This is a genomic window from Methylophaga sp. UBA2513, from assembly GCF_002341285.1.
GTDB classification, from domain to species: Bacteria; Pseudomonadota; Gammaproteobacteria; order Nitrosococcales; family Methylophagaceae; genus Methylophaga; species Methylophaga marina.
In genome coordinates, this window is record NZ_DDNT01000007.1 from 67,641 (window position 1) to 88,677 (window position 21,037).

A 21,037-nucleotide genomic window follows, 5' to 3' on the forward strand; every position below is an offset into this window, starting at 1 on the left:
GCTTACCAATAAAGCCCATTATAGTAACGCCATGATGGGCGTAAGCCTGGCCCGTAATACGGGCCATAGGCGAACGGGTCATAATAATAAGGATGACTCCGCCAATAAGGATCACGCGAATAGTCCGCTTGCGTCCAGCGGTACAATTCAGAAGAGATCACAACCGGTAAGCTCATTGATTTCTTATCGATTGTGACGGTCTCTTTCTTCTCAACCGTGCCGGCAACAGTGATTAATGTACCCGCTTTATAGATATATGGATCGATAAAACTTTCAGAATGAATTAAAAATCGTCCTTGGCTGACACCATCACTATCCGGTCTTCCAAAACTATTTAGTGGAAACTGTACAACATGAATCGTTGAGCCATTATCATCATTTTCCACTTTAATGACTTGTCCCCCCCAACGTATCACTTCACCTTTGTGCTGTTCAGCTTCAACAGCGACCTGACTTAACTGCCAGTCAGGGCTTGGGGCTTCTTTAATCGCCATTGGCAAATTACTACATGCGCTCAGCAGTAACATTAATAGAGGAAATAAAGCACGCATTGCTTGTACCTTCATTTGTTCAATAGCTGTGTGACCAGAGCGGTATTCTGTTAGTTCAGTTCAACAGCGTCTTTCATTGCAGGGATTTTCCAGTCTCTAAAGTAGCGATGAGCGACAGTAACTCCTGATAGAGTTTATCGAACTCATCTAGAAACGCTCTGGCTTCCCCCATCTTGTCAGCAAGTGCATATTCCCGCATTGTTATCGCCAAGTTATGCCATTTCAGATGCGTTGCAACCAACTCATCTAACCATTCGTGCTCGAACAGGTTCTGATTCTTTACGCGTTCAACCCACGTGCCACAATGACAGTAATGCACATCCATAATTGGCCATTGTGGTGATTGAGCCGTATCACTGCTCTCATCAAAGTTACTCAAAAACACTTGTCGCCAGCGTTCAAGCGTTAGCATGAAAAACCGTAATGCCTTCTGTCTTGGTGTGAGTGATAAACGAGATGCTGATACCCAGCCTACTTCAGCATGATAATGTCTGAGCCACGACATCACGTCATCGCTTGGCATGGGTCTGGCTATGCCATAGCCCTGAGCGTTTTCGCAGCCAATCAACAACAACATTAATCCATGCTCGACCGTCTCAACACCTTCTGCAATGACTTGTCTGTCGAACGCTTCAGCCAGGCCGGTTACACCATCAACAATCGTATAGTCCTGTGGATCATCAAGCATGTCACGAATAAAGCTTTGGTCGATTTTAATCGTATCGGCACTCAAGTGACGTAAATGTGTCAGTGAGGAGTAGCCAGTACCAAAATCATCCAATGCCACTGATACACCAATGGAATCCTTGCATTGCCTTATGACCTTGGTGATGGCCCCAATATCACCTAGAGCGGTGGTTTCGACTATTTCCAGTTGTAGGTATTCCGGCCCAATATCGGGATACTCGGCCAGTAACGTCTCCATGTCACTTACAAAGGCATCAGATTGTAAATGGTAAGAGGCAATGTTGACACTGATGGAGATCATATACCCTTGCTGGTGTAGGAACTGGAGTTGCTTAAGTGCTTGCTGCAAGACCCACCGTCCGATCTCAATTTCTAGTTCGCTGTCAGCAATCACGGGCAAAAACTTGAGCGGTGTTAATAATCCCCTCGTTGGATGCTGCCAACGTATCAGTGCTTCCATGCCAAAGACTTCACCGTTTGTCATGTTCACTTTTGGTTGATAGAACAAACAGAACTCATCGGTTTTTAAGGCCTGACGGATATCATGCAACAGCTGTTGTTTTTCTATAGTCAGCTGATTATCGGCTGGGTTGAATAGCTGGTAGTGATTCCGACCAGATAATTTTGCCTGGTACATACTTTGATCAGCATGGCGGAGTAGCGTGTCCAGATCATCGCTTTCCTGTGTATAAAAACTAACCCCACTGGAAGCACTGATAGTCAGGCGTAAATCATCTACGTAGTATGGCTGAGCAATAGAGTGGTGTATCCGTTTCAACATGTCTTCACATTCCTGTAAAGACTCCACATCACGAAAGATGATGGCAAACTCATCACCACCAAACCTTGAGATGGTATCTTCTTCCCGAACATTGTTTCGTAAGCGATTAGCCACCTCAATTAGCAGCTGATCGCCAACATCATGTCCATAGGTATCATTGACCGGCTTAAAATCATCGAGATCCAGAAAGCAAATTGCCAGCATCGTTTTTGCACGTTTACAATGCGCCACTGCCTGTAAGAAACGATCAGCCAGCAAGGCACGATTGGGAAGCTTAGTCAGCACGTCATAATGGGCCATCAATTCCAAGGTATCTTGCTGCTGTTTGGCATTGGTAATATCTGAAAACAATCCGACAAAATGACGTGTTGCACCGTCGTCATCAGTCAATGATGAGACCGTTAACAACTCTGCATAAAGCTCACCATTTTTCCTGCAGTTCCATACCTCTCCCTGCCAATAGCCATGGTCGCTGATGGATTTCCACATGTTCTGAAAGAACTCAGGCGAGTGCTTTCCGGAACTCAATAAGTGAGGTGTCTGACCTATCGCCTCTTCACGACTATAGCCTGTGATATGACTAAAGGCGGGGTTCACATCGGTGATAACGCCTTTGGTATCCGTGATCATGATGGCTTCATGAGCCTGATTAAAGACCCGTGAAGAAAAACGTAGCTGCTCTTCAGCCTCTTTACGCACAGTGATGTCATAAATCACTAGCAAGGTCTCATCTCCAAGCGTATTCTCAACTACGGATGAGCTGACCAGGGCTACTCGAGGTTTGCCTTTTTTCGTCTCAATATCAATCTCGAAAGCATGACTCATACTACTGATATGAGCATTCTCTTGAGAGAAATCATGTTTTGATTTTTCCCTTTGTTGCTGTACCAGAAACATGAGCCTTTTCCAGTTAGGTAAGGTTTCAATGTTATCCAGATCGTAACCAAAGGTTTCTTTAAATGACTGATTGATAAACATCACTCGCTGTTGTTTATCCAACAAAATGTAAGGAACAGGTGAAGATTGAATCAAACTGCGGTATTTGTAATTAGCGATCGATGCCATCAAAACAAAACGAATAATGATGGCTGCCAGTAAAAAGATAAAAACGGTCACACCATAAACCGTCAGTACTTCATGCCAGTAAGCTTTGGGTAAAGTAGACCAACCACCTTTTGGTTCAGCCGCGAGTATCCACTCTCCCTCAGGTAGCTTAAGCGTTTGGCTCAATGTGGGCTGTTGGAATAAAGCAGGGTCACCATAAAACACAGCACCTTGTCGCCCTAAGCCATCCTTCCCTCTGATAGCTAATTCAAAAGGCAGGTCCTGGTTCAAGCCAACTTTATTAAAAAATGCTTTGATATCAATGACAGCAGAAATCAGTCCCCAGAAATATTCCTCACCTGTTTTATCATTCTGTAAAAAAACAGGCACACGGGTAATCAGGCCTGTACCACCTTGTTTTAATTCTAGTGGACCGGCCAACACCAGTTCACGTGTTCGCCTTGCTCGGTCAGCTGCTTCAAACTGCTCAGGTTCTTCACGGTAGTTCAGCCCTAACGCATCTTCATTACCCTTTATCGGATAGATGTATGAAATCACCATATCTGGTGCCGCTGCGATATTCCGAATCTCCAGATCGTCATTGACCAGATAACTCACTGCTGAAGCAAACTGTGCTTGCGACAGCTCCTGGTTCACAGCAAATAGGCTGGGAAGGCCTCGAACAAGTTGTATATGCCCCTGTAACTCGGAACTGATACGGTTGTTATATTCGGAGAGTAATTCCTGAGTATTGGCGTATAGCTGAGATTTGTAGTTTTCGGTGACACCTTGACTGATAAACGTCGCGACTGAGATGCAGATCACAGCCAGTACAGCCAATATGCTATAGAATGCCATTTTTGTGTAACTGCTAATATGCATAAACGACTATCATCTTAACCAACTGAAATATAACCTCTTTTATGAAGATAGCTCTCGCAAATTATGCACAAAAACAATACGCATTCGCTGTGCTACTGCATTGATACGACACAAGCTTTCCCTACAATGCTTGCAACAGATGCATTAATACCACATATTAACGTGTATACGATTGATTAGCATAGCAATATCTACACATCAAATGATAATTCAAAGATAGTGTTTTCCTGAATGAGTCGGTGACCCAAAGCGAACAGAATTGAACAACCAGAATCAGTATCGACCTAATATGAAAAAACAAAGCGGTGGCATACCTCGGTATCTAGCTACTTTCGCAGACTTGATGACGCTATTGCTTTGCTTCTTTGTATTACTGCTGAGCATGGCCGAAATAGATGCGCTGAAATATAAAGTTGTCGTACGCTCCATGGAAAATGCCTTTGGCGTCAAAAAAGAAACGCCAGATCAGATCATCAAAGCCACCAGCATCATTAAACAAACCTTTTCCCCTGCTCCTACTGATACACCCTCGCCCATCTCAAAGATTTTCCAGGAAAGTGTCAATGACGAGCACGCCATAAAAATTCATGATGCCAATTTGTACCAACGGGCAAAATTGAATAGTCTGATGGCTACACTGCAGAAAAAATTTGTTAAAGCGATCACAGCAGGGCAGCTGAGTCTTGAAACCATTGAAGACAGAGTCATTATTCGTATTAATGAAAATGCGTCTTTTCCTTCTGGACAGGCAACGCTAAAACAAGGCATATTGCCAGTTCTGGCTCACATTTCTGATGTACTCACGGAACTGAATACGACATTTGTAGTCGCAGGACATACAGACAATGTGCCACTCAGTAACCTGAATTATCGGTCAAACTGGGAGTTATCTGCCGCCAGAGCGACATCAGTCGTACACGCACTGCTGCGTAATAGCGCGTTGACTCCCGAACAGTTTAGAGTGGAAGCGTATGCAGATACCAGACCCATTCGCTCAAATCTGACATCGCAAGGGCGCGCTATGAATCGTCGGGTTGAAATTGGCATCATTACCCCATAGCCGTAGACTGAATTATCACTATATAATCGAATACAACAGAACACAGATCGGCCCCCTGAAACCAACGGATAAGGACGCATCATGAAAACATCAGACCTACTCGTCAAAGCACTCAAAAACGAAGGGGTCGAATATATCTTCGGCATCCCCGGCGAAGAAAATCTGGATTTTCTTGATTCTTTAAAACATTCCTCTATCAGGCTGATTATTACCCGTCATGAACAAGGGGCGGGCTTTATGGCCGCCAACTACGGACGATTAACAGGCAAACCTGGTGTCTGTTTATCCACTCTCGGGCCCGGAGCCACCAATCTGGTCACCCCGGCCGCCTACGCACAACTAGGTGGCATGCCTATGTTGATCATTACCGGTCAGAAACCCATTAAAGAGAGTAAACAAGCCCTGTTTCAGATTGTGGACGTCGTAAATATGATGCGTCCTATTACCAAGTTCACTAAACAAGTCGTGCATGGCAGCACCATCGCTGCAACTGTTCGAGAAGCTTTCCGGATTGCCGTTGAAGAAAGACCAGGCGCGGTTCACATTGAACTGCCAGAAGACATTGCCGCAGAAGAAGCCCATCAGCGCATCTATACGGTGGAAACTATCCGTCGCCCCGATGCGGATAACCGCACGATTCAGCATGCATTGAAAATGATAGAAGAGGCGTCAATGCCTCTGCTACTGATTGGTGCCGGCGCCAACCGGAAACGTGCCAGTGCCGCACTGACAAAATTTGTCGAACATACCGGTATTCCTTTTTTCAACACGCAACTGGGTAAAGGCGTGATTGATGAGCGACATGACAGCTATCTGGGTACCGCCGCTTTATCTGAATCTGACTTTCTACATTGTGCTATCGAGCGCGCTGACCTCATTATCAATGTGGGTCACGATGAAGTAGAAAAGCCGCCTTTCTTTATGAAAGATGGCGGGGCTCAAGTCATCCACATTAATTTCCATGCAGCAGAGATTGATCCGGTTTATTTCCCTCAGCTCGATGTGGTTGGTGATATTGCTACCTCGATTAACCGCCTTCGTGCCGGGCTTGAAGTGCAACCGCACTGGGACTTTTCTTACTATTACAGAGTCAAACAGGAAGTCAACGAGCGGCTGTCTAAATACAGTGACGATGAGCGCTTCCCTATTCTGCCGCAAAGTGCTGTTCGCATTATCCGAGAGGCGATGGGAGAGGAAGATATTCTCGCGCTGGATAACGGTGTATATAAAATCTGGTTTGCACGCAATTATCCAAGCTATTACTACAACTCTCTGTTACTCGACAATGCCCTCGCCACCATGGGCGCAGGCTTGCCCACCGCAATGATGGCAAAAATGCTGAATCCGGATCAAAAAGTCATGGCTGTCTGTGGTGATGGCGGCTTTATGATGAACTCACAAGAAATGGAAACAGCCGTAAGATTAGGCTTAGATTTAGTGGTGCTGATTTTCAATGATAATGCCTACGGCATGATCAAATGGAAACAAGAAGGCATGGGCTTTGACGATTATGGCCTCAATTTTAATAACCCGGATTTTGTGAAATATGCTGACAGTTATGGCGCTTTTGGCCACAGACCCACCAGTCATGCTGAGTTCATTAAAACGCTGGATTACGCCCTCAATGCTAAAGGGGTGCATCTGATTGATCTGGCTGTTGATTATTCATTGAACTATTCCATCCTCAGTGAGGGTCTGAAACAAAAAATCTGTATTTTATAAGGAGCTTATATAATGACCACGCCCCATTTTCCGTTGAAGATCGCTGGTTTATCCAAAACGGATGCTTCCAGGGCCGAAGTCTTCTCGCCCTTCAATGAACAATTACTCGGTACTGTCGAACAAGCAGATAAAGCGGATATTGAAACGGCATTAAGTACGGCTCATGATCTTTACAAAGATCGCTCACAATGGCTCCCCGTTGTTAAACGCATTGCTATTCTGGAAAAAGCCGTTGAGCTCATGAAGGCGGATGCTGAGAGCCTAGCCATCGGTGCCGCTGAAGAAGGTGGTAAACCACTTATCGACTCGCAGGTTGAAATGGCACGCTGTATTGATAGCATTCGAGCCTGCATCGATGGATTGCGTAATGATGCCCCTCATACTATTCCCATGGGTATCAACCCAGCTTCGCAACATCGTTTAACAACCATACGTAAAGAGCCAATTGGTGTGGTGGTTGCTATCAGTGCCTTTAACCACCCACTTAACCTTATAGCCCACCAGGTGGGTCCAGCGATTGCGACGGGTTGTCCAGTCATTGTAAAACCTGCTGAAAAAACACCTTTATCCTGTTTTCGCTTAGTGGAGATATTCCACAAAGCCGGTTTACCGGAAGGTTGGTGCCAGGCGTTACTTACACAAAGTCACGAAGATACCGAGTCTCTGGTCACAGATGACCGTGTGGCATTTCTGAGTTTTATCGGCAGCGCCAAAGTGGGTTGGTATTTACGCTCTAAACTCGCACCAGGCACACGTTGTGCGCTGGAACACGGTGGTGTCGCCCCGGTTATTGTGACCGAAGACGCTGATATTGACGCGGCTGTTCCCGGTCTCAGTAAAGGCAGTTTTTATCATGCAGGACAAGTATGTGTATCAGTACAACGAATCTATGCGCATCGTTCTATAGCCAGACAGCTGGCAGAAAAATTGGCAGCAGCGGCTAAACAGCTCAAGGTAGGTGACCCGGTATCTGCTGATACCGAAGTCGGCCCTATCATCAAAAAAAGTGAATTAACCCGGATAGATAACTGGGTCAAAGAAGCGATCGACGCCGGTGCCGAATGTCTGTGTGGTGCCAAGGCACTGGATGATAACTGCTATGCACCAACCGTGTTATTTAACCCACCCGCTGATGCAAAAGTGACCACGTCGGAGGTCTTCGGCCCGGTGGTAAATGTGTATCCATTTGGCGATGTTGATGATGCGTTGGCCGCGGCGAACAGCCTACCCTTTGCATTTCAGGCCTCGGTCTACAGTCGTGAATTAAACGCAGCCATATATGTGGCTGATAAACTCGACTCATCTGCTGTGATGATCAATGAACACACTGCGTTTCGTGTCGACTGGATGCCGTTTGCCGGCTTGAAACATTCAGGCTTGGGAACGGGGGGTATTCCTTACACCATGGAAGATATGCAAGTGGAAAAAATGGTTGTCATCACCTCTAAAGGTATTTCTGCCTAGCATGTTCACGCCATCACTTAAGGCACTATCGACGATAGTGCCTTATTTTCTTGTGTTTGTGAGTCTCTTAGCAGCAGAAAGTCATGCACAGACCGATGTGCGAGCCGTCACTAAACCTAACGTAAAAGAATTTGTTCCACTGACTACCAGCAAGTTATCGTCTCTGACGCTTAAGCCAGCGGGTTGTATCCAGAAAACTGAAACGGTGAGCTTGTTAGGTAAGCTGAGCGAAGCTCCTAGAGGGTGGGCACTGAAATCGGGAGACAAGTGGTTCACCCTGGACAATACAAAAGTCAGTGATAATCAGTATTTACTCGAGCTTCCCGAAGCCGGTCTCACAGCCGGACAGAGTTATCCCCTGTATGTCGTTAACGCGAATAATAAAAAAGACTCGGGATTAAAAATCACTATCTGCCCCGCCTTCACACTTTTACCATTAATCCCAGCCGACACTAAAACTGATTAATAAACGCGATTATCGTTTGTCTCAATTCATCGCTGCCTCTCAGAGGTTTAGCCAAATGTGACACCATGGCAACGTGATTTAAATCGTCAAACTCAACAAGTTCAACAGCACCGTTTTTCTGCTTAATTTTCGTTGCCAGATTGACACTGTTTTTAGGTAAGACCGTGCGGTCCTTATTGCCAACCATCAAGAGCATCGGAGGATTATTTCCTTCCACAAAATGAATAGGTTGGCTTTGCCAACGTTGTTTTTCCGGACCAAATATCTGCTTTAGACGGTCACTTTGCAATGGTAAGAAGTCATAAGGCCCTGCCAAGCCGATCATGGCTGTGACGTCTGTCGGCTGATGATGATATTTCGCTAAATAGGTGGCATCCAGACTGAGTAATGCAGCGATATGCGCACCGGCGGAATGCCCAGCGAGGATCACATGTCCCGCCTCTCCACCATATTCATTAATATGCTCCAATACCCAGGTCACAGCACGGGCACCATCATCCACAAACGCGGGAAAGACGACTTCTGGGTATAAGCGATAGTCAGGAATCACGACAATATAACCGGCAGAGGTGAGCGCCTCAGCAACAAACTTATAATCTGCTTTGCTGCCAGAATCCCAGCTACCGCCATAAAAGAAGACGACAGTCTTCAATGGATGATCTGATATCGTGTGGGCAGGTAAATAAATGTCTAATTTTTGCCTGTTCTCATCACCATAGGCTTTATCCGCTAGTTTCTGATAGCCATTGTCTGGTACAAGCGCATTCAATACAGTCACTGGCGAACAGGCCTGACATATTGAGACCAGGACCGCTGTCACTGTGCTTCGAAGCACATGTCGACACGTTTTACTCATGCAATTTTCACTCATTTAACAGCCTATCAGAAAGAAGATAAGCTTTTGATTTATATTGTTATTAGGTTCACGTGAAATTCACGTTAAGCGGCAGCGACTGAATCTAACAATCAAGTCAAAGGTGACGACGATGAAACAGTTTCTACTCACAGCGGCGATGCTACTTCTGCTTAGTTCTATCTCACCTGCCAGCGCCAATAAAGTGGCCATTCAATATGAGTTTGATGCTGTCAGTCCTTTTTATGGTGACACAGCGATCGTGGTCCAAAATAAACAAGGCATCCCACATGTGGGTCTGATTAATAAAGCGGGCGAATTTATTCTCCCTCCTCAAAAACAGACTGAGATTACCGCCTTTCATGAGGGACTTGCTCCCATCCGTATTGATCAACATTGGGGAATGATCAACACCCAGGGTCAGATGATTATCCCCGCATTGTATAAAAAGCTGAGCCCATTCAACGACGGCCTGGCGGCTGCTTTGGAAAATGATAAATGGGGCTATATCAACACAGAGGGTAATTGGTCTATCTCACCACGCTTTGATAAAGCAGAATCATTCAGCGAAGGTAAAGCGACTGTGAAGCAATATGGTTCTTGGGGATTTATCGATACACAGGGAAAGTGGGTTGTTCAGACACAGTTTCGTGAGTCACAACCCTATAGCGAGGGTTTCGCCGCTGTAAAAACTAAAGATGGTTGGGGCTATCTGAACGCGAAAGGACAAATGCATATCACACCTCAATTCGAGACGGTGTTTTCTTTCAGTGAGCAGCTCGCTTTGGTGAGTTCTAACAAAAAATGGTGGTTTATTTCTTCTGATGGGCATCCCATCAGTGATACAAAATACGACCGTGCCATGCCTTTCAGTGAAGCAAAAGCCGTGATTATGCTGGATGGCAAATATGGTTATATTGATAAGCAAGGCAAAACAATCATCCCACCACACTTTGACAATGCCTGGTCATATAAAAACGGCTTAGCCAGAGTGGAAAACGCGGGTAAAGTGGGATCTGTGGATAACACCGGACACGTCGTTATAGAGCCTCAATTCAAATGGGGGCAGTCTTTTCAGGAGGGCTTGGCGCCAGTCAAACATCAGGGAAAGTGGGGTTATGTATCCTTGGACTGATTGGCTGCCGCTTCCATTAGCTTCACATCAAAAGGTTTACTATCCTCGCCAAAATACAGTGTGCTGTGTGGGAATGGAATTTCGATATTTTTCTCGTCAAAGCTCAGCTTGATACGTCTTAAAAACTCCCGTCCCACCGTCCACTGTTGAATCGGTAACGTTTTAATTCTGCCTTTGATAACGACAGCTGAATTATCCAGTTTATCCACACCAAAAATTTCTGGTGGTTCAATTATCAGGTGTTTCATATCCTCATCAGCCATCATACTGTCAGCAACTTCTCGGATGACTTTGGTCACCTCGTCGGTGTTCTCTTTGTAAGCAACACCAATGTCAAAAACATACGCTGACCACTCTGTCGTCATATTACTCAACGTCGTGATGGTGCCATTGGGGAAAAAATGTACGATCCCCGCCAAGTCACGTAGCACCGTTGTCCGGAAGTTGATAGCTTCGACCAGCCCACCCGTGCCATTAATGACAGCTACATCCCCCACTCGGATCTGATTTTCCAAAATAATAAAAAAGCCTGAAATAACATCACGAACCAGATTCTGAGCACCAAACCCAATTGCTAACCCCACAATCCCCGCACTAGCAAGCAATGGCCCAACTTCTACACCAATCTCTCTCAGAATTATCAGGAAGAAAGTAATCCAGATCGCGAGCAAACCTGCTTGCTTTAGGAGCCTGACAATGGTTTCGATACGTTTTCTGGACTCGAGTGATGATTCACCTCGTGCTGTCGCTTTGCCGACCAGTCTTAGTTCAAACCGCTGTAATGCTGATTTGAGTAACCATGTTGTCACCCAGGCCACAATAAAGATAATCACCATTCGAAAACTGGTGGTGATAATAGTAGACCAGCTGATTTGCTCAATAAATGTCTTTATGGGTTCCATCGTATACTCCGATAAAGGGGGTGAATTCAGACGTCATATCCGAGATAATAATTAACTTGATTATGTTCGTTAACAACGCTGTTAACTCATCCTGTCTTTAGTATTAACGACTCAAAGCCCGCCCGTGGGTTCCATCCATTGTCGTGAGCGAGTAAACGATGATTGCTCAATCTCAACTTTTTGACTATCTTTAAACACAGCGATTCCTGGAACAATTTATGACGTATTGTATTGCCATATCATTAGATAAAGGACTGGTTCTAACCTCAGACTCAAGAACCAATGCCGGTATTGATCAAGTCAGTACATACAGCAAAATGTTTCGTTTCAATACGCATGCTGACCGCTGTATTACCATATTAAGTGCCGGTAATCTGGCCACCACGCAATGTGTTATTGAACAGATAAACCGGGATCTACGGGAAAATAGTGAGACCAGCCTCAATAGCACACACTATCTTTCTGATACCGCTGACTATGTAGGTGATGTGTTAAATCAACGCATCAAGCGTTATAGCGAAGATCAGCAATCCGGCTTTTCACCTGATGCGACCTTATTACTGGCTGGCCAAATAAAAGGGCAACCACCCCAAGCCTTTCTGATTTATCCACAAGGAAACCACATTACCACCAGCCGTGAAACACCCTACTTACAAATAGGTGAGAGTAAATATGGCAAACCGGTATTAGATCGTTTTCTCACCATGCAAACGTCACTCACCGATGCCGCTACCTGTGCATTAATTTCTATGGATTCCACCATGAAAAGTAATGTCAGTGTCGGCCCGCCGATTGAGGTGCTGGTATACGAGACAGATAGCCTGGTCTTTAAGCATCATTATCGTTTCGATGCAGAAGATACTTTTTTGATTAACCTACGGCGGGAATGGGGTAATAAATTAAATCAGGCATTTAAGGAAATGCCGCGGATTCCCGAGGCTTTCTCAACGACTTCAACAACTGATGAATAAAAAGTAATTTTCTTCTGACCGGCGCTGAAACGACAAAGGGGTAAGCATCTGTATTGCCAACACTTCGATTCAGTGCATTCATTTTCACCACCAGCGATAACCAGTCGTTCATCATTACATCAAAATCGCTAGCATAATCAAAATGCTCAATCAGTTCATAGGTCATCGCCGTCTCCATGGTCTCATTCATCATCAAATAATGTGACCAGGTCTCAGCCCAGTCTTCAAGAGGATGCGCACTGGCATAGGCTGACAAGTAGGAGGCTGGCCAGTCTGCTGCGGGTCCGTTTTCATAATACGATTCTAGACTGCTTTGATAATCTTGCTGCTGGTATTCAAACACCTCACAAAACATGGCGTAGTGATCGGTATCTTTTATCAGCATATCCCAATAATAATGGCCGATTTCATGACGAAAATGTCCCAGTAGGGTTCGATAGGACTCGTTCATAGCTTCACGCGTTGCTTCTCTGAAGCTACCATCTGCCTCAGCAGCATTCAGCGTTATCACCCCCTGACTGTGTCCACTTAACACATGCTCAAGTGCCAGCATCGGATTGGTTCTCTGATCTTCAAGGAAGTCAAAAACCAAGCCATTTGGATAGCCTTGATAGGCGCCCTTTATCGGCAGGTTTAACCTCAGAATGCCATAGAGCATACGACGTTTTGCCGCTTCCAGGGTTCGCCAGCGCCGCCAGTTTTCAGGTTGACTCAATATGGGTATGGTGCGTGTTAACGCACATGAAATGCATTGAGTATTAGATGATTCAGCCGGAATCAGCCAATTACAGGCAATCTCATCATCACGGTGCTCACAACTTCGATAGCGCTGCAGTGGAAAAAGATCGGTCATCAACCAGGCCTTATCATCTTCTTGCAGGCTGGTTAACTGTTGTAGCTCTGGAATAAACCCCAACTGACTGCCACAAACACCACAGTGGGTATTGTCGAAGAAAATTTCCTGCCCACATTGGCAAAAGAACCGTTTCATGAAACGGAGTAGTCCGGATAAAACCAATTAGTGGTAATACTGGTATTCAGTCGATTTAAGGCGATTTGTAACTCATCCATCATCAATCGAATAGTTTCTGGCGGATTTCTCTCCGGACTATATGCCTGTAGATCATTCAGAATCTCAGCCTGCTGTGCCAACATGTGTTTATCTCCAGGTAAATACTCTAAGTAATTTCCTACCGACTTGACAGAAAAGCTCAAAGAACGCGGGAAAGCTGTATTTTGAATTAAAAATGCCAACACATTTTCCCCTTTCAATGAGGAGTTATGTGCTTGAATATACATTTGCTGGGCATTTAGAACTCTCAGTAATGTCGCCCACAAAATACCTTCGTGCTGTTTTAGAGTTTCACTTCGGTTATCTGACATCAGCAATGCCGACAACTCCAATATTCGGCTGGTCATATCTGCCCGTTCTAGATGTTTACCCGCCTGTAAAAAGTCATAAGCAAAATTACGACTCATGTGATTGGCAATCATACCCCATATACATTGACATGACTCCATGATAGTGAGTAATAACTTCTGTCTGCGACGTCGATTACCAATGGATGATAATTCACTCTTCACTAATAAGTGTAGCTCATTCACCTGCTCCCAGACTTCTTCTGGTAATACATCCAATGAGGTTCGGGCATTTTCTCTCACAGCCGCCAGATTATTAATCAATGAACCACCATAGCCAGGATCAGCTAATAGAAAATGCATAATGTCATATTCATTTTCACGCGGATGTTTTCTGTAATAAATCTGCTCAGCATCAAAAATGGTCACCAAGGTAAACCAGTTCACTTCCATATGCTCGGGCAAGTCCATTAATAGTGCGGTATGCACATTAATTAATCGCGCCGTGTTTTCCACGCGCTCTAAATAACGAGCCAACCAATACACTCTCTCAGCAACACGAGATAACATTAGTCTTCCTCCATGAAATGGCGACTATCATCAACAATCCAGGTATCTTTACTACCGCCCCCCTGTGACGAGTTAACAACTAACGAACCCTCGACCATCGCTACACGAGTCAGCCCACCGGGGGTGACATAAATATCATCTCCAGACAGAATAAATGGCCTTAAATCGACATGTCGTGGTGCAATCGTGTCATCACAACAGGTGGGGGAAACAGATAAACTCAAGGTCGGTTGAGCAATGTAGTTTTTTGGATCATTGATCAGTAACTCACGAAATTCTTCCACTTTCTCTGCCGAGGAATGCGGTCCCACCAACATGCCATAGCCTCCTGACTCATTGGCGGGTTTGACCACCAGTTCAGGCAGATGCGCTAACACATGGGTCAAATCTTCCTCATTACGACACAGCCAGGTAGGCACATTGCCCAAAATGGGTTCTTCATTCAGGTAATAACGGATCATGTCAGGCACATAGGCATAAATGACTTTATCGTCAGCGACACCGCATCCTGGCGCGTTGGCTATCGCGACTTTACTCGCACGCCAGGCACGCATAATCCCTGGCACACCTAGCATTGAATCAGGACGAAAAACTTCTGGATCAATAAAATCATCATCAATACGGCGGTATATGACATCAACACGCTCAAGGCCATGAATCGTTTTCATGTAGACATAATCATCATCCCCTACCAGTAGATCGGCGCCTTCCAGCAAGATCAAACCGGCTTGTTGAGCAAGGAACGCATGTTCAAAATAGGCTGAGTTATAGATACCGGGCGTCAATAACGCCATCGTTGGATGAGTTAAATCAGGGCGTAATGAGGCGAGCATTTCTGCTAAGTGTTCAGGGTAGGCATCAACAGGGCTAATATTTAAGAGTTTGAATAGCTCAGGCAAGACTCGCTTGGTGGTTTTTCTGTTTTCGAGCATATATGCCACCCCAGATGGTACACGTAAATTATCCTCTAACACGTATAGCGTGCCATCATGATCGCGTACTAAATCTGAACCACAGATATTGGCCCAAACGCCATGAGCAGGGGTCATACCATGACATTCTTTACGATAACCTTTGGATTGATAAACCACGTCGGCGGGTATGATGCCAGCGTTGATAATATTTCCATCGTTATAAATGTCTTGAATGAACTGATTTAAGGCATGAATGCGTTGTTTTAGCCCTTTTTCGGTGCGTTCCCACTCACTCTTTGGAATAGCCCTTGGGATAATATCGAATGGCCAAGCCCTATCAATATTGCCCGCATCACTATAAATGGTGAAGGTGATGCCACGCTCCAGCATTTCTACTTCTGACTCTTGCACCCGCTGCGTAAACGCTTTTTTTTCCATGCAACGCAAGTATTCAAGCAGTTTAAAACTGAATGCTCTGGGCTGATGTTTTGCAAACATGAGCTCATCAAAAAACGAACCCGGTTCATAGTCCTTCCAAATGTCCTTCATCAGTCCCCCTATCAGGTTTTAGTTCAAAAGAACGATATACAGAAGAAGAGAGCAAAAGTTATACCCGACTTGGATGGCAGGTTACTTTTTTTGGTTTTATTTTGTCAGTGCGGCATTCACCATACTGTTAATCCGTTCAGCAGCATTATCTTCATGTGTGCCACGATAGGCTGACACCAACTGTTTTGCTTCATTGAACGCCTGATCAATTTCGTGTCTGAAAAGCTGTTTGTAACGTTCAACACCTATCAGATAGACCCCGCCTGACAGCGATAGCCCCTGTTGAATGCTAGCTCTTTTATCACTTGCATCTGAGGCGATGCGTTGAGCTACAATCTGACTATACAAAGGAATCCCCATCACAAAACTTAAGAGCTTATTCACCTCTTGGGGATTTCTATCTTTCCAGTACTGTGCATAAATGGAGAGCCGTCTTAAACGGAGCCAGTCAATATCCGTTAAAGCCGCAACAGGACCCGATGGCTGTGCACCATAAAAGATCAACTCAATATCACTGCAGAATTGATAATAATCTGGCAATGAGGCTTTACTTAATTGATCACCTGCCATCGCGATATCCACTTCCAAAGTTTGCATCGCTGTGGGTACAGTGGAAAAAAGCAGCACTTTACTATGTGCCTGACCTGCCTTGTCTGACCAGAATTGAATCGCCTTTGCCAGAGGATGGAATTCAGCCAAAACCGACACGGATGAAAATAAATCTGTCTCAAGCGCGATCATCGACACCTCCTCCGCTAAATCATCTCTGAGCGTTTTTTAAACAAAAAAAAGCCCTGTTCAACAGCTATTGAACAGGGCTTTTGCAACGATAAGCTCGTTTAGCTAAGTGCTGACAAGGCTTTTTCATAATCAGGTTCATCAGCAATTTCACTGACTTGTTCGGTATAAATGACTTTGCCAGTTTCATCAATGACGACAACCACACGCGAACACAAACCAGCTAAAGGCCCATTTTTCATTAATAAACCGTAATCTTCAGCAAATGAAGAGCGAAACGCCGAACCAGTCACGACATTATCAATACCTTCTGCACCACAAAAACGTGCCATGGCAAAAGGTAAATCTTTTGATACACAGACAACCGTGGTGTTATCCAAGGCAGCCGCTTTTGTGTTGAATTGTCTGACAGACATCGCACAGGTAGGCGTATCTACAGATGGAAAAATATTGAGCACAACACGACCAGATAAATCTGCCAGAGTCAGCTCAGACAAGTCATCTTTTGTCAGGCTAAATTCTGGTGCTTTTTGTCCAACTGCAGGCAACTCACCCACTGTCTCAAAAGGGGTTCCTTTTAATGTCACTGTAGTCATAAAATCTCCTTTAATTTAATTTGCGAAACATGTCAGCATCCGCCTTGAAGAACTGGCTAGATAACATGCTGACATTACCGTTGTCTGTCTTGTTTTAATGTTTGTAGTGTTCTGTAGACTTCGCGGGCATCAGCTAAATTTCGTTTAGCGACACTGACCCGCTTATCTTCAATCATGGCGATCATGGCGATCACACCGACTATACTGATCAGCGTACCAGCAATCCCCCCTGATACCCAAGCCACATAAATGGCTAATAAGATAAGAATGAATATCTGTATGACCATCCATTGAGAAGCGAGTTTCTCTTTTTGGCAGGTCACATACTTTTCGTGCCATAAACGAACTAATAAACCCAACTCATCATCACTCAACACAGCCAAATTTGAATAGTACTCGAGACCGATTAATTCATCATTGTGGTTACGTGAGACCAACTGCGCATCTTCAGCCATTTCCTTTAACGCACTAAAGGTATCTTCATCACGCTCAATCATGTGCACTCCTTTTGACTGTCGTCGCTTGACTATGGCTCAGCTCGCCATAGGCCTCCAGAGAAAATATTCCTAATTTATTTTTTGTGAAACCGCTCTCATTTCATAAAACTTTAATACGGCTGCCCTATAGTCCACAGCACATCGCCTTTTCAGCTTGAGGCTACATTACTTTATATTTAGGTGCTGTCTGCATGAATATCAACAAAGACGAAGACCCCATCATCATCTGGCGACTCACTGATGGAAAACCTGGCCATCAAAGCCAATCTCAAGGTTTGGTGAATGCCTTAAAGCGCAAAATGGCCTGTCAAAGTTTTGATATTCCGGTGAGTGGTCGACTTCAACCTGTGTTCGATTTATTGAGTACAACCTGGCCTGCAGGTCATGGGCTACCTTTACCTGATCTCATTATCGGGGCAGGTCATCGCACGCATCTTCACATGCTGGCAGCAAAAAAGGTGTATGGCGGGCAAACCATCGTCTTGATGCAGCCCAGTTTACCGGTGTCTTTTTTTGATCTTAGCTTAATACCGGAGCATGACTATTATCAAGGTCGTGGCAATGTATTGGAAACACGAGGCGTTCTTAACCCTATTCACGCGACAGGTGTTCATCACACCGATAAGGGACTAATCATGATTGGCGGCCCTTCCAAACACTGTGACTGGAATGAAAACCATATAACATCACAAATAACTCAGCTTTGTAAGCAAAACCCGCGTATTCACTATACGCTCACGACCTCTCCACGTACACCTGACAACTTCGCCACTCACATGCTAGGCTTCAAATTGGCCAACCTCACTATCGTGCCTTTCGAAGAAACCGATCGTAACTGGGTTTCACGCCAATTAGCAGCAAGTTATAGTGCATGGATTAGCGAAGACTCCGTGTCGATGGTGTATGAAGCACTCACAGCAAACACTGCGGTCGGTATTCTTAACATGCCCATCAAACGTGATAACCGTGTCTCACGGGGACTGAGTAAATTAGTGGGTGAAGGCTATGCTGTTCGCTTTGACAGCCTGGGCCATTACAAAAACCGTCTACAAGCTGTTCCGGGGTTCATGGAATCAGAACGCTGTGCAGACTGGATAGCAAAACACTGGTTGGATGGCGTGCCACAAGCACAACCACAGCCAATACCTCAACTCAGCTAATTGCTCATGACAGATCAGTTAACCGTTGTTCAGGTGTTACCTGCACTTGAATCAGGAGGTGTTGAACGAGGCACATTGGAAGTCGGCCGCTATCTGGCAAGCCTGGGGCATCGCTCGTTTGTTATTTCCGCTGGTGGCCGCTTAGTCGATACCTTACGTCAGCAAGGCAGCGAGCATATCAACTGGAACATAGGCCGTAAGTCGCTGGCGACATTCCGTCTTATCCCGAGACTACGACGCTTTCTGGTGAATAACCGTGTTGATATTTTACATGTGCGTTCACGTATGCCGGCCTGGGTATGCTATTTGACGTGGAAATCCTTACCAAAGGCATCACGTCCAAAATTCATTACTACCGTTCACGGCACATACTCTGTCAACGGCTATAGCCGAATCATGACCAAAGGCGAACAGATATTGGTTGTGTCGGAAAAAATCCGTGAATACGTCACGACGCAATACGGTGTTCAAAAAAACCTCACCCTGAATTACCGGGGTATTGACCGACGAGAGTTCCCGTATGGATATCAGCCAAATAATGCATGGTTATCTCATTGGTATCAATCCTTCCCTCAAACACGGGGCAAGTTATTAATCACTCTGCCGGGACGCATTACACGTTGGAAAGGTCAGGCTGATTTTATAGAGATTATTGCTGAGCTAAAAAAATATTATTCTGATGTGCACGGTTTGATTGTTGGTGAAACTAAAAAAGGAAAATCGGCTTTTTTAGGTGAATTACAACAACGTGCAACTGAACTTGGCGTTTTAAATGATGTAAGTTTTATCGGCCACCGGAGTGATCTGAGAGAAATTATGTCAATTTCCAACATCGTCATGTCATTATCATTGCAGCCGGAAGCGTTTGGGCGAGTCAGTATAGAAGCCCTGAGTTTAGGGGTGCCGGTTATTGCTTATGCTCATGGCGGTGTGGAAGAACAACTAACGGCCGTACTGCCGGAAGGCAAAGTAAGCACGGGTGATAAAGCCGCTGTCGTCAGCTTAAGCACAAAATGGTTACTTGCACCGCCTGTTGTTCCAGAATCACATCCTTTTGTACTGGAGTCTATGTTAGAAACCACGCTATCTGTTTATAAACGCGCATTAAAACAACATTCGCCCACATGAACATCTGCCAATTGTTATTAAGCACAGGCGGTGGTGGGCTTGAAAAACATGTCAGAGAACTGTCTATCAGCCTCCACAAAGCCGGTCATTCTGTCAGTGTTATTGCCGACCCTCAATTTCTAGAGACCTTACCTGCACATATCCAAGGTTTTCCAGTTAATACTGAGCAAAGCCGGCGTAATCCACTTTTGTGGTTCAGCGTGCTTTATTATCTGCATAAGTCCAACGCGGATATAGTGCATGCTCAGGCTAATAAAGCGACGGCTGTACTAAATAAGTGTCGCTATTTTCATCGCGCAAAAACCGTAGGTACATTACATAACATCAAAAGCCGAGTGAAAGATTTTGCCAAGCTCGATCAGGCGATTGCGGTTAGTCATAGTCTTCGCTCACATCTGAACATAGCGAATGCCACAACAATATATAACGGTATTTCTAGCCCAAAAGTTGCACCTATTGATATCCATCAAGAGTTTGGACTCAACCCTGAGTTACCAACATTTTGTGCCGTTGGTCGACTAGTAAAGGCAAAAGGCTTTGATTTGTTATTGGATGCCGCAGACGGCCTGGCTTTGAATTTACTGATTATCGGTGAAGGAGAAGAACGCCAATGGTTACATAGCCGAATTCAACAGATGTCAACACAGACACACTGTCGTTTGGTCGGTTATCGTCCAGATGTCAGTTCACTGATGCACGCTTGTGACGGCGTATTAATCAGCTCGAGAAGAGAAGGCTTTTCTTATGTAGTCAGTGAAGCATTATTATTAGGCAAACCCATTTTATCTACGAATGTACCTGTCGCTAACGAAGTCCTTGATAAGGCATTAATCACACCTATCGCTGATACCCAGGCTTTTCGTCAACAGCTGGCCACACTTAGCAAAGACATAGTGGGCTGGCAAGGTATGATGCAGAAAGCGATGCTGCTGGCTCAGCAATCAATGACACTGGAAGCCATGACGGACAATACCCTTTCTGTTTACCAGGGTTTGCTGGAACCATAAT

19 protein-coding genes are annotated in these 21,037 nt (G+C 45.0%); 9 read left to right on the plus strand and 10 right to left on the minus strand.

The window, feature by feature from the left end; translation table 11 throughout:
* Positions 1-2: 2 nt before the first annotated feature.
* The gene (locus B3V56_RS03260; RefSeq protein ID WP_289283967.1) at positions 3-551 is read right to left on the minus strand and encodes a Slp family lipoprotein; all 549 of its coding nucleotides are present in this window, start codon (positions 549-551) and stop codon (positions 3-5) included.
* A gap of 73 nt (positions 552-624) precedes the next feature.
* Positions 625-3,921, minus strand: coding sequence for an EAL domain-containing protein (locus B3V56_RS03265; protein ID WP_289283968.1), 3,297 nt, complete (start codon positions 3,919-3,921; stop codon positions 625-627).
* Positions 3,922-4,234: 313 nt separating this feature from the next.
* On the opposite strand from B3V56_RS03265, the gene B3V56_RS03270 reads away from it, so the two are divergent.
* From B3V56_RS03270 to B3V56_RS03285, 4 genes are all read left to right on the plus strand, one after another.
* On the plus strand, positions 4,235-5,005 hold the full coding sequence (locus B3V56_RS03270; RefSeq protein ID WP_289283390.1) for a flagellar motor protein MotB: 771 nt from the start codon (positions 4,235-4,237) through the stop codon (positions 5,003-5,005).
* An 81-nt stretch (positions 5,006-5,086) separates the two neighbouring features.
* The gene (locus tag B3V56_RS03275) at positions 5,087-6,727 is read left to right on the plus strand and encodes an acetolactate synthase large subunit (protein ID WP_289283389.1); all 1,641 of its coding nucleotides are present in this window, start codon (positions 5,087-5,089) and stop codon (positions 6,725-6,727) included.
* A 12-nt stretch (positions 6,728-6,739) separates the two neighbouring features.
* Positions 6,740-8,191: an aldehyde dehydrogenase family protein gene (locus B3V56_RS03280; RefSeq protein ID WP_289283388.1), complete on the plus strand. Its 1,452-nt coding sequence runs from the start codon at positions 6,740-6,742 to the stop codon at positions 8,189-8,191.
* Position 8,192: 1 nt separating this feature from the next.
* Positions 8,193-8,657 carry a hypothetical protein gene (locus B3V56_RS03285; RefSeq protein WP_289283387.1) on the plus strand — a complete coding sequence of 155 codons (465 nt, stop codon included), beginning with the start codon at positions 8,193-8,195 and terminating at the stop codon, positions 8,655-8,657.
* On the opposite strand, the gene B3V56_RS03290 is transcribed toward B3V56_RS03285, so the two are convergent.
* Positions 8,644-9,513, minus strand: a complete 870-nt coding sequence (locus tag B3V56_RS03290; protein ID WP_289283969.1) for an alpha/beta hydrolase — start codon at positions 9,511-9,513, stop codon at positions 8,644-8,646. The genes B3V56_RS03285 and B3V56_RS03290 overlap by 14 nt on opposite strands.
* A 130-nt stretch (positions 9,514-9,643) precedes the next feature.
* Between B3V56_RS03290 and B3V56_RS03295 the strand changes: the two genes are divergently transcribed.
* Positions 9,644-10,645: a WG repeat-containing protein gene (locus B3V56_RS03295; RefSeq protein WP_289283385.1), complete on the plus strand. Its 1,002-nt coding sequence runs from the start codon at positions 9,644-9,646 to the stop codon at positions 10,643-10,645.
* Here the strand turns inward: B3V56_RS03295 and B3V56_RS03300 are convergent.
* The gene (locus B3V56_RS03300) at positions 10,627-11,547 is read right to left on the minus strand and encodes a mechanosensitive ion channel family protein (RefSeq protein WP_286305889.1); all 921 of its coding nucleotides are present in this window, start codon (positions 11,545-11,547) and stop codon (positions 10,627-10,629) included. The genes B3V56_RS03295 and B3V56_RS03300 overlap by 19 nt on opposite strands.
* A gap of 218 nt (positions 11,548-11,765) precedes the next feature.
* Here B3V56_RS03300 and B3V56_RS03305 point away from each other — a divergent pair, with 218 nt between their 5' ends.
* Positions 11,766-12,518, plus strand: a complete 753-nt coding sequence (locus tag B3V56_RS03305; RefSeq protein ID WP_286305890.1) for a proteasome-type protease — start codon at positions 11,766-11,768, stop codon at positions 12,516-12,518.
* Here B3V56_RS03305 and B3V56_RS03310 read toward each other — a convergent pair.
* The 6 genes from B3V56_RS03310 to B3V56_RS03335 form a co-directional block, all read right to left on the minus strand.
* A complete protein-coding gene (locus B3V56_RS03310; RefSeq protein ID WP_289283970.1) occupies positions 12,460-13,509 on the minus strand; it encodes a zinc-binding metallopeptidase family protein in 1,050 nt (349 codons plus the stop codon). The genes B3V56_RS03305 and B3V56_RS03310 overlap by 59 nt on opposite strands.
* Positions 13,506-14,447 (minus strand): alpha-E domain-containing protein, encoded by a 942-nt coding sequence (locus B3V56_RS03315; RefSeq protein ID WP_286305892.1) that lies wholly within the window; start codon positions 14,445-14,447, stop codon positions 13,506-13,508. Before B3V56_RS03315 ends, B3V56_RS03310 begins: the two co-directional genes overlap by 4 nt.
* On the minus strand, positions 14,447-15,910 hold the full coding sequence (locus B3V56_RS03320) for a circularly permuted type 2 ATP-grasp protein (protein ID WP_289283971.1): 1,464 nt from the start codon (positions 15,908-15,910) through the stop codon (positions 14,447-14,449). Before B3V56_RS03320 ends, B3V56_RS03315 begins: the two co-directional genes overlap by 1 nt.
* Before the next feature lie 96 nt (positions 15,911-16,006).
* Positions 16,007-16,651 carry a hypothetical protein gene (locus B3V56_RS03325; RefSeq protein WP_289283376.1) on the minus strand — a complete coding sequence of 215 codons (645 nt, stop codon included), beginning with the start codon at positions 16,649-16,651 and terminating at the stop codon, positions 16,007-16,009.
* Between the two features lie 98 nt (positions 16,652-16,749).
* Positions 16,750-17,244 (minus strand): thiol peroxidase, encoded by a 495-nt coding sequence (gene tpx, locus B3V56_RS03330; RefSeq protein ID WP_289283375.1) that lies wholly within the window; start codon positions 17,242-17,244, stop codon positions 16,750-16,752.
* Positions 17,245-17,318: 74 nt separating this feature from the next.
* On the minus strand, positions 17,319-17,741 hold the full coding sequence (locus B3V56_RS03335) for a hypothetical protein (protein WP_289243635.1): 423 nt from the start codon (positions 17,739-17,741) through the stop codon (positions 17,319-17,321).
* A 191-nt stretch (positions 17,742-17,932) separates the two neighbouring features.
* Between B3V56_RS03335 and B3V56_RS03340 the strand changes: the two genes are divergently transcribed.
* From B3V56_RS03340 to B3V56_RS03350, 3 genes are read left to right on the plus strand one after another with little or no spacing between them, the layout of a single operon-like run.
* Positions 17,933-18,901, plus strand: coding sequence for a mitochondrial fission ELM1 family protein (locus tag B3V56_RS03340; protein ID WP_289283374.1), 969 nt, complete (start codon positions 17,933-17,935; stop codon positions 18,899-18,901).
* 6 nt (positions 18,902-18,907) lie between these two features.
* Positions 18,908-20,029: a glycosyltransferase family 4 protein gene (locus B3V56_RS03345; RefSeq protein ID WP_286305897.1), complete on the plus strand. Its 1,122-nt coding sequence runs from the start codon at positions 18,908-18,910 to the stop codon at positions 20,027-20,029.
* Entirely contained in the window at positions 20,026-21,036 is a 1,011-nt protein-coding gene (locus B3V56_RS03350; RefSeq protein WP_289283373.1) for a glycosyltransferase family 4 protein, read from the plus strand. The genes B3V56_RS03345 and B3V56_RS03350 overlap by 4 nt, the downstream gene beginning before the upstream one ends.
* Position 21,037: the final 1 nt, after the last annotated feature.

What these genes read in the sequence shown, in the direction of transcription:
- B3V56_RS03260 (WP_289283967.1), bottom strand. Translation starts at nt 551, where the DNA reads ATGCGTGCTTTATTTCCTCTATTAATGTTACTGCTGAGCGCATGTAGT.
- B3V56_RS03265 (WP_289283968.1), bottom strand. Translation starts at nt 3,921, where the DNA reads ATGGCATTCTATAGCATATTGGCTGTACTGGCTGTGATCTGCATCTCA.
- B3V56_RS03270 (WP_289283390.1), top strand. Translation starts at nt 4,235, where the DNA reads ATGAAAAAACAAAGCGGTGGCATACCTCGGTATCTAGCTACTTTCGCA.
- B3V56_RS03275 (WP_289283389.1), top strand. Translation starts at nt 5,087, where the DNA reads ATGAAAACATCAGACCTACTCGTCAAAGCACTCAAAAACGAAGGGGTC.
- B3V56_RS03280 (WP_289283388.1), top strand. Translation starts at nt 6,740, where the DNA reads ATGACCACGCCCCATTTTCCGTTGAAGATCGCTGGTTTATCCAAAACG.
- B3V56_RS03285 (WP_289283387.1), top strand. Translation starts at nt 8,193, where the DNA reads ATGTTCACGCCATCACTTAAGGCACTATCGACGATAGTGCCTTATTTT.
- B3V56_RS03290 (WP_289283969.1), bottom strand. Translation starts at nt 9,513, where the DNA reads ATGAGTAAAACGTGTCGACATGTGCTTCGAAGCACAGTGACAGCGGTC.
- B3V56_RS03295 (WP_289283385.1), top strand. Translation starts at nt 9,644, where the DNA reads ATGAAACAGTTTCTACTCACAGCGGCGATGCTACTTCTGCTTAGTTCT.
- B3V56_RS03300 (WP_286305889.1), bottom strand. Translation starts at nt 11,547, where the DNA reads ATGGAACCCATAAAGACATTTATTGAGCAAATCAGCTGGTCTACTATT.
- B3V56_RS03305 (WP_286305890.1), top strand. Translation starts at nt 11,766, where the DNA reads ATGACGTATTGTATTGCCATATCATTAGATAAAGGACTGGTTCTAACC.
- B3V56_RS03310 (WP_289283970.1), bottom strand. Translation starts at nt 13,509, where the DNA reads ATGAAACGGTTCTTTTGCCAATGTGGGCAGGAAATTTTCTTCGACAAT.
- B3V56_RS03315 (WP_286305892.1), bottom strand. Translation starts at nt 14,447, where the DNA reads ATGTTATCTCGTGTTGCTGAGAGAGTGTATTGGTTGGCTCGTTATTTA.
- B3V56_RS03320 (WP_289283971.1), bottom strand. Translation starts at nt 15,910, where the DNA reads ATGAAGGACATTTGGAAGGACTATGAACCGGGTTCGTTTTTTGATGAG.
- B3V56_RS03325 (WP_289283376.1), bottom strand. Translation starts at nt 16,651, where the DNA reads ATGATCGCGCTTGAGACAGATTTATTTTCATCCGTGTCGGTTTTGGCT.
- tpx (WP_289283375.1), bottom strand. Translation starts at nt 17,244, where the DNA reads ATGACTACAGTGACATTAAAAGGAACCCCTTTTGAGACAGTGGGTGAG.
- B3V56_RS03335 (WP_289243635.1), bottom strand. Translation starts at nt 17,741, where the DNA reads ATGATTGAGCGTGATGAAGATACCTTTAGTGCGTTAAAGGAAATGGCT.
- B3V56_RS03340 (WP_289283374.1), top strand. Translation starts at nt 17,933, where the DNA reads ATGAATATCAACAAAGACGAAGACCCCATCATCATCTGGCGACTCACT.
- B3V56_RS03345 (WP_286305897.1), top strand. Translation starts at nt 18,908, where the DNA reads ATGACAGATCAGTTAACCGTTGTTCAGGTGTTACCTGCACTTGAATCA.
- B3V56_RS03350 (WP_289283373.1), top strand. Translation starts at nt 20,026, where the DNA reads ATGAACATCTGCCAATTGTTATTAAGCACAGGCGGTGGTGGGCTTGAA.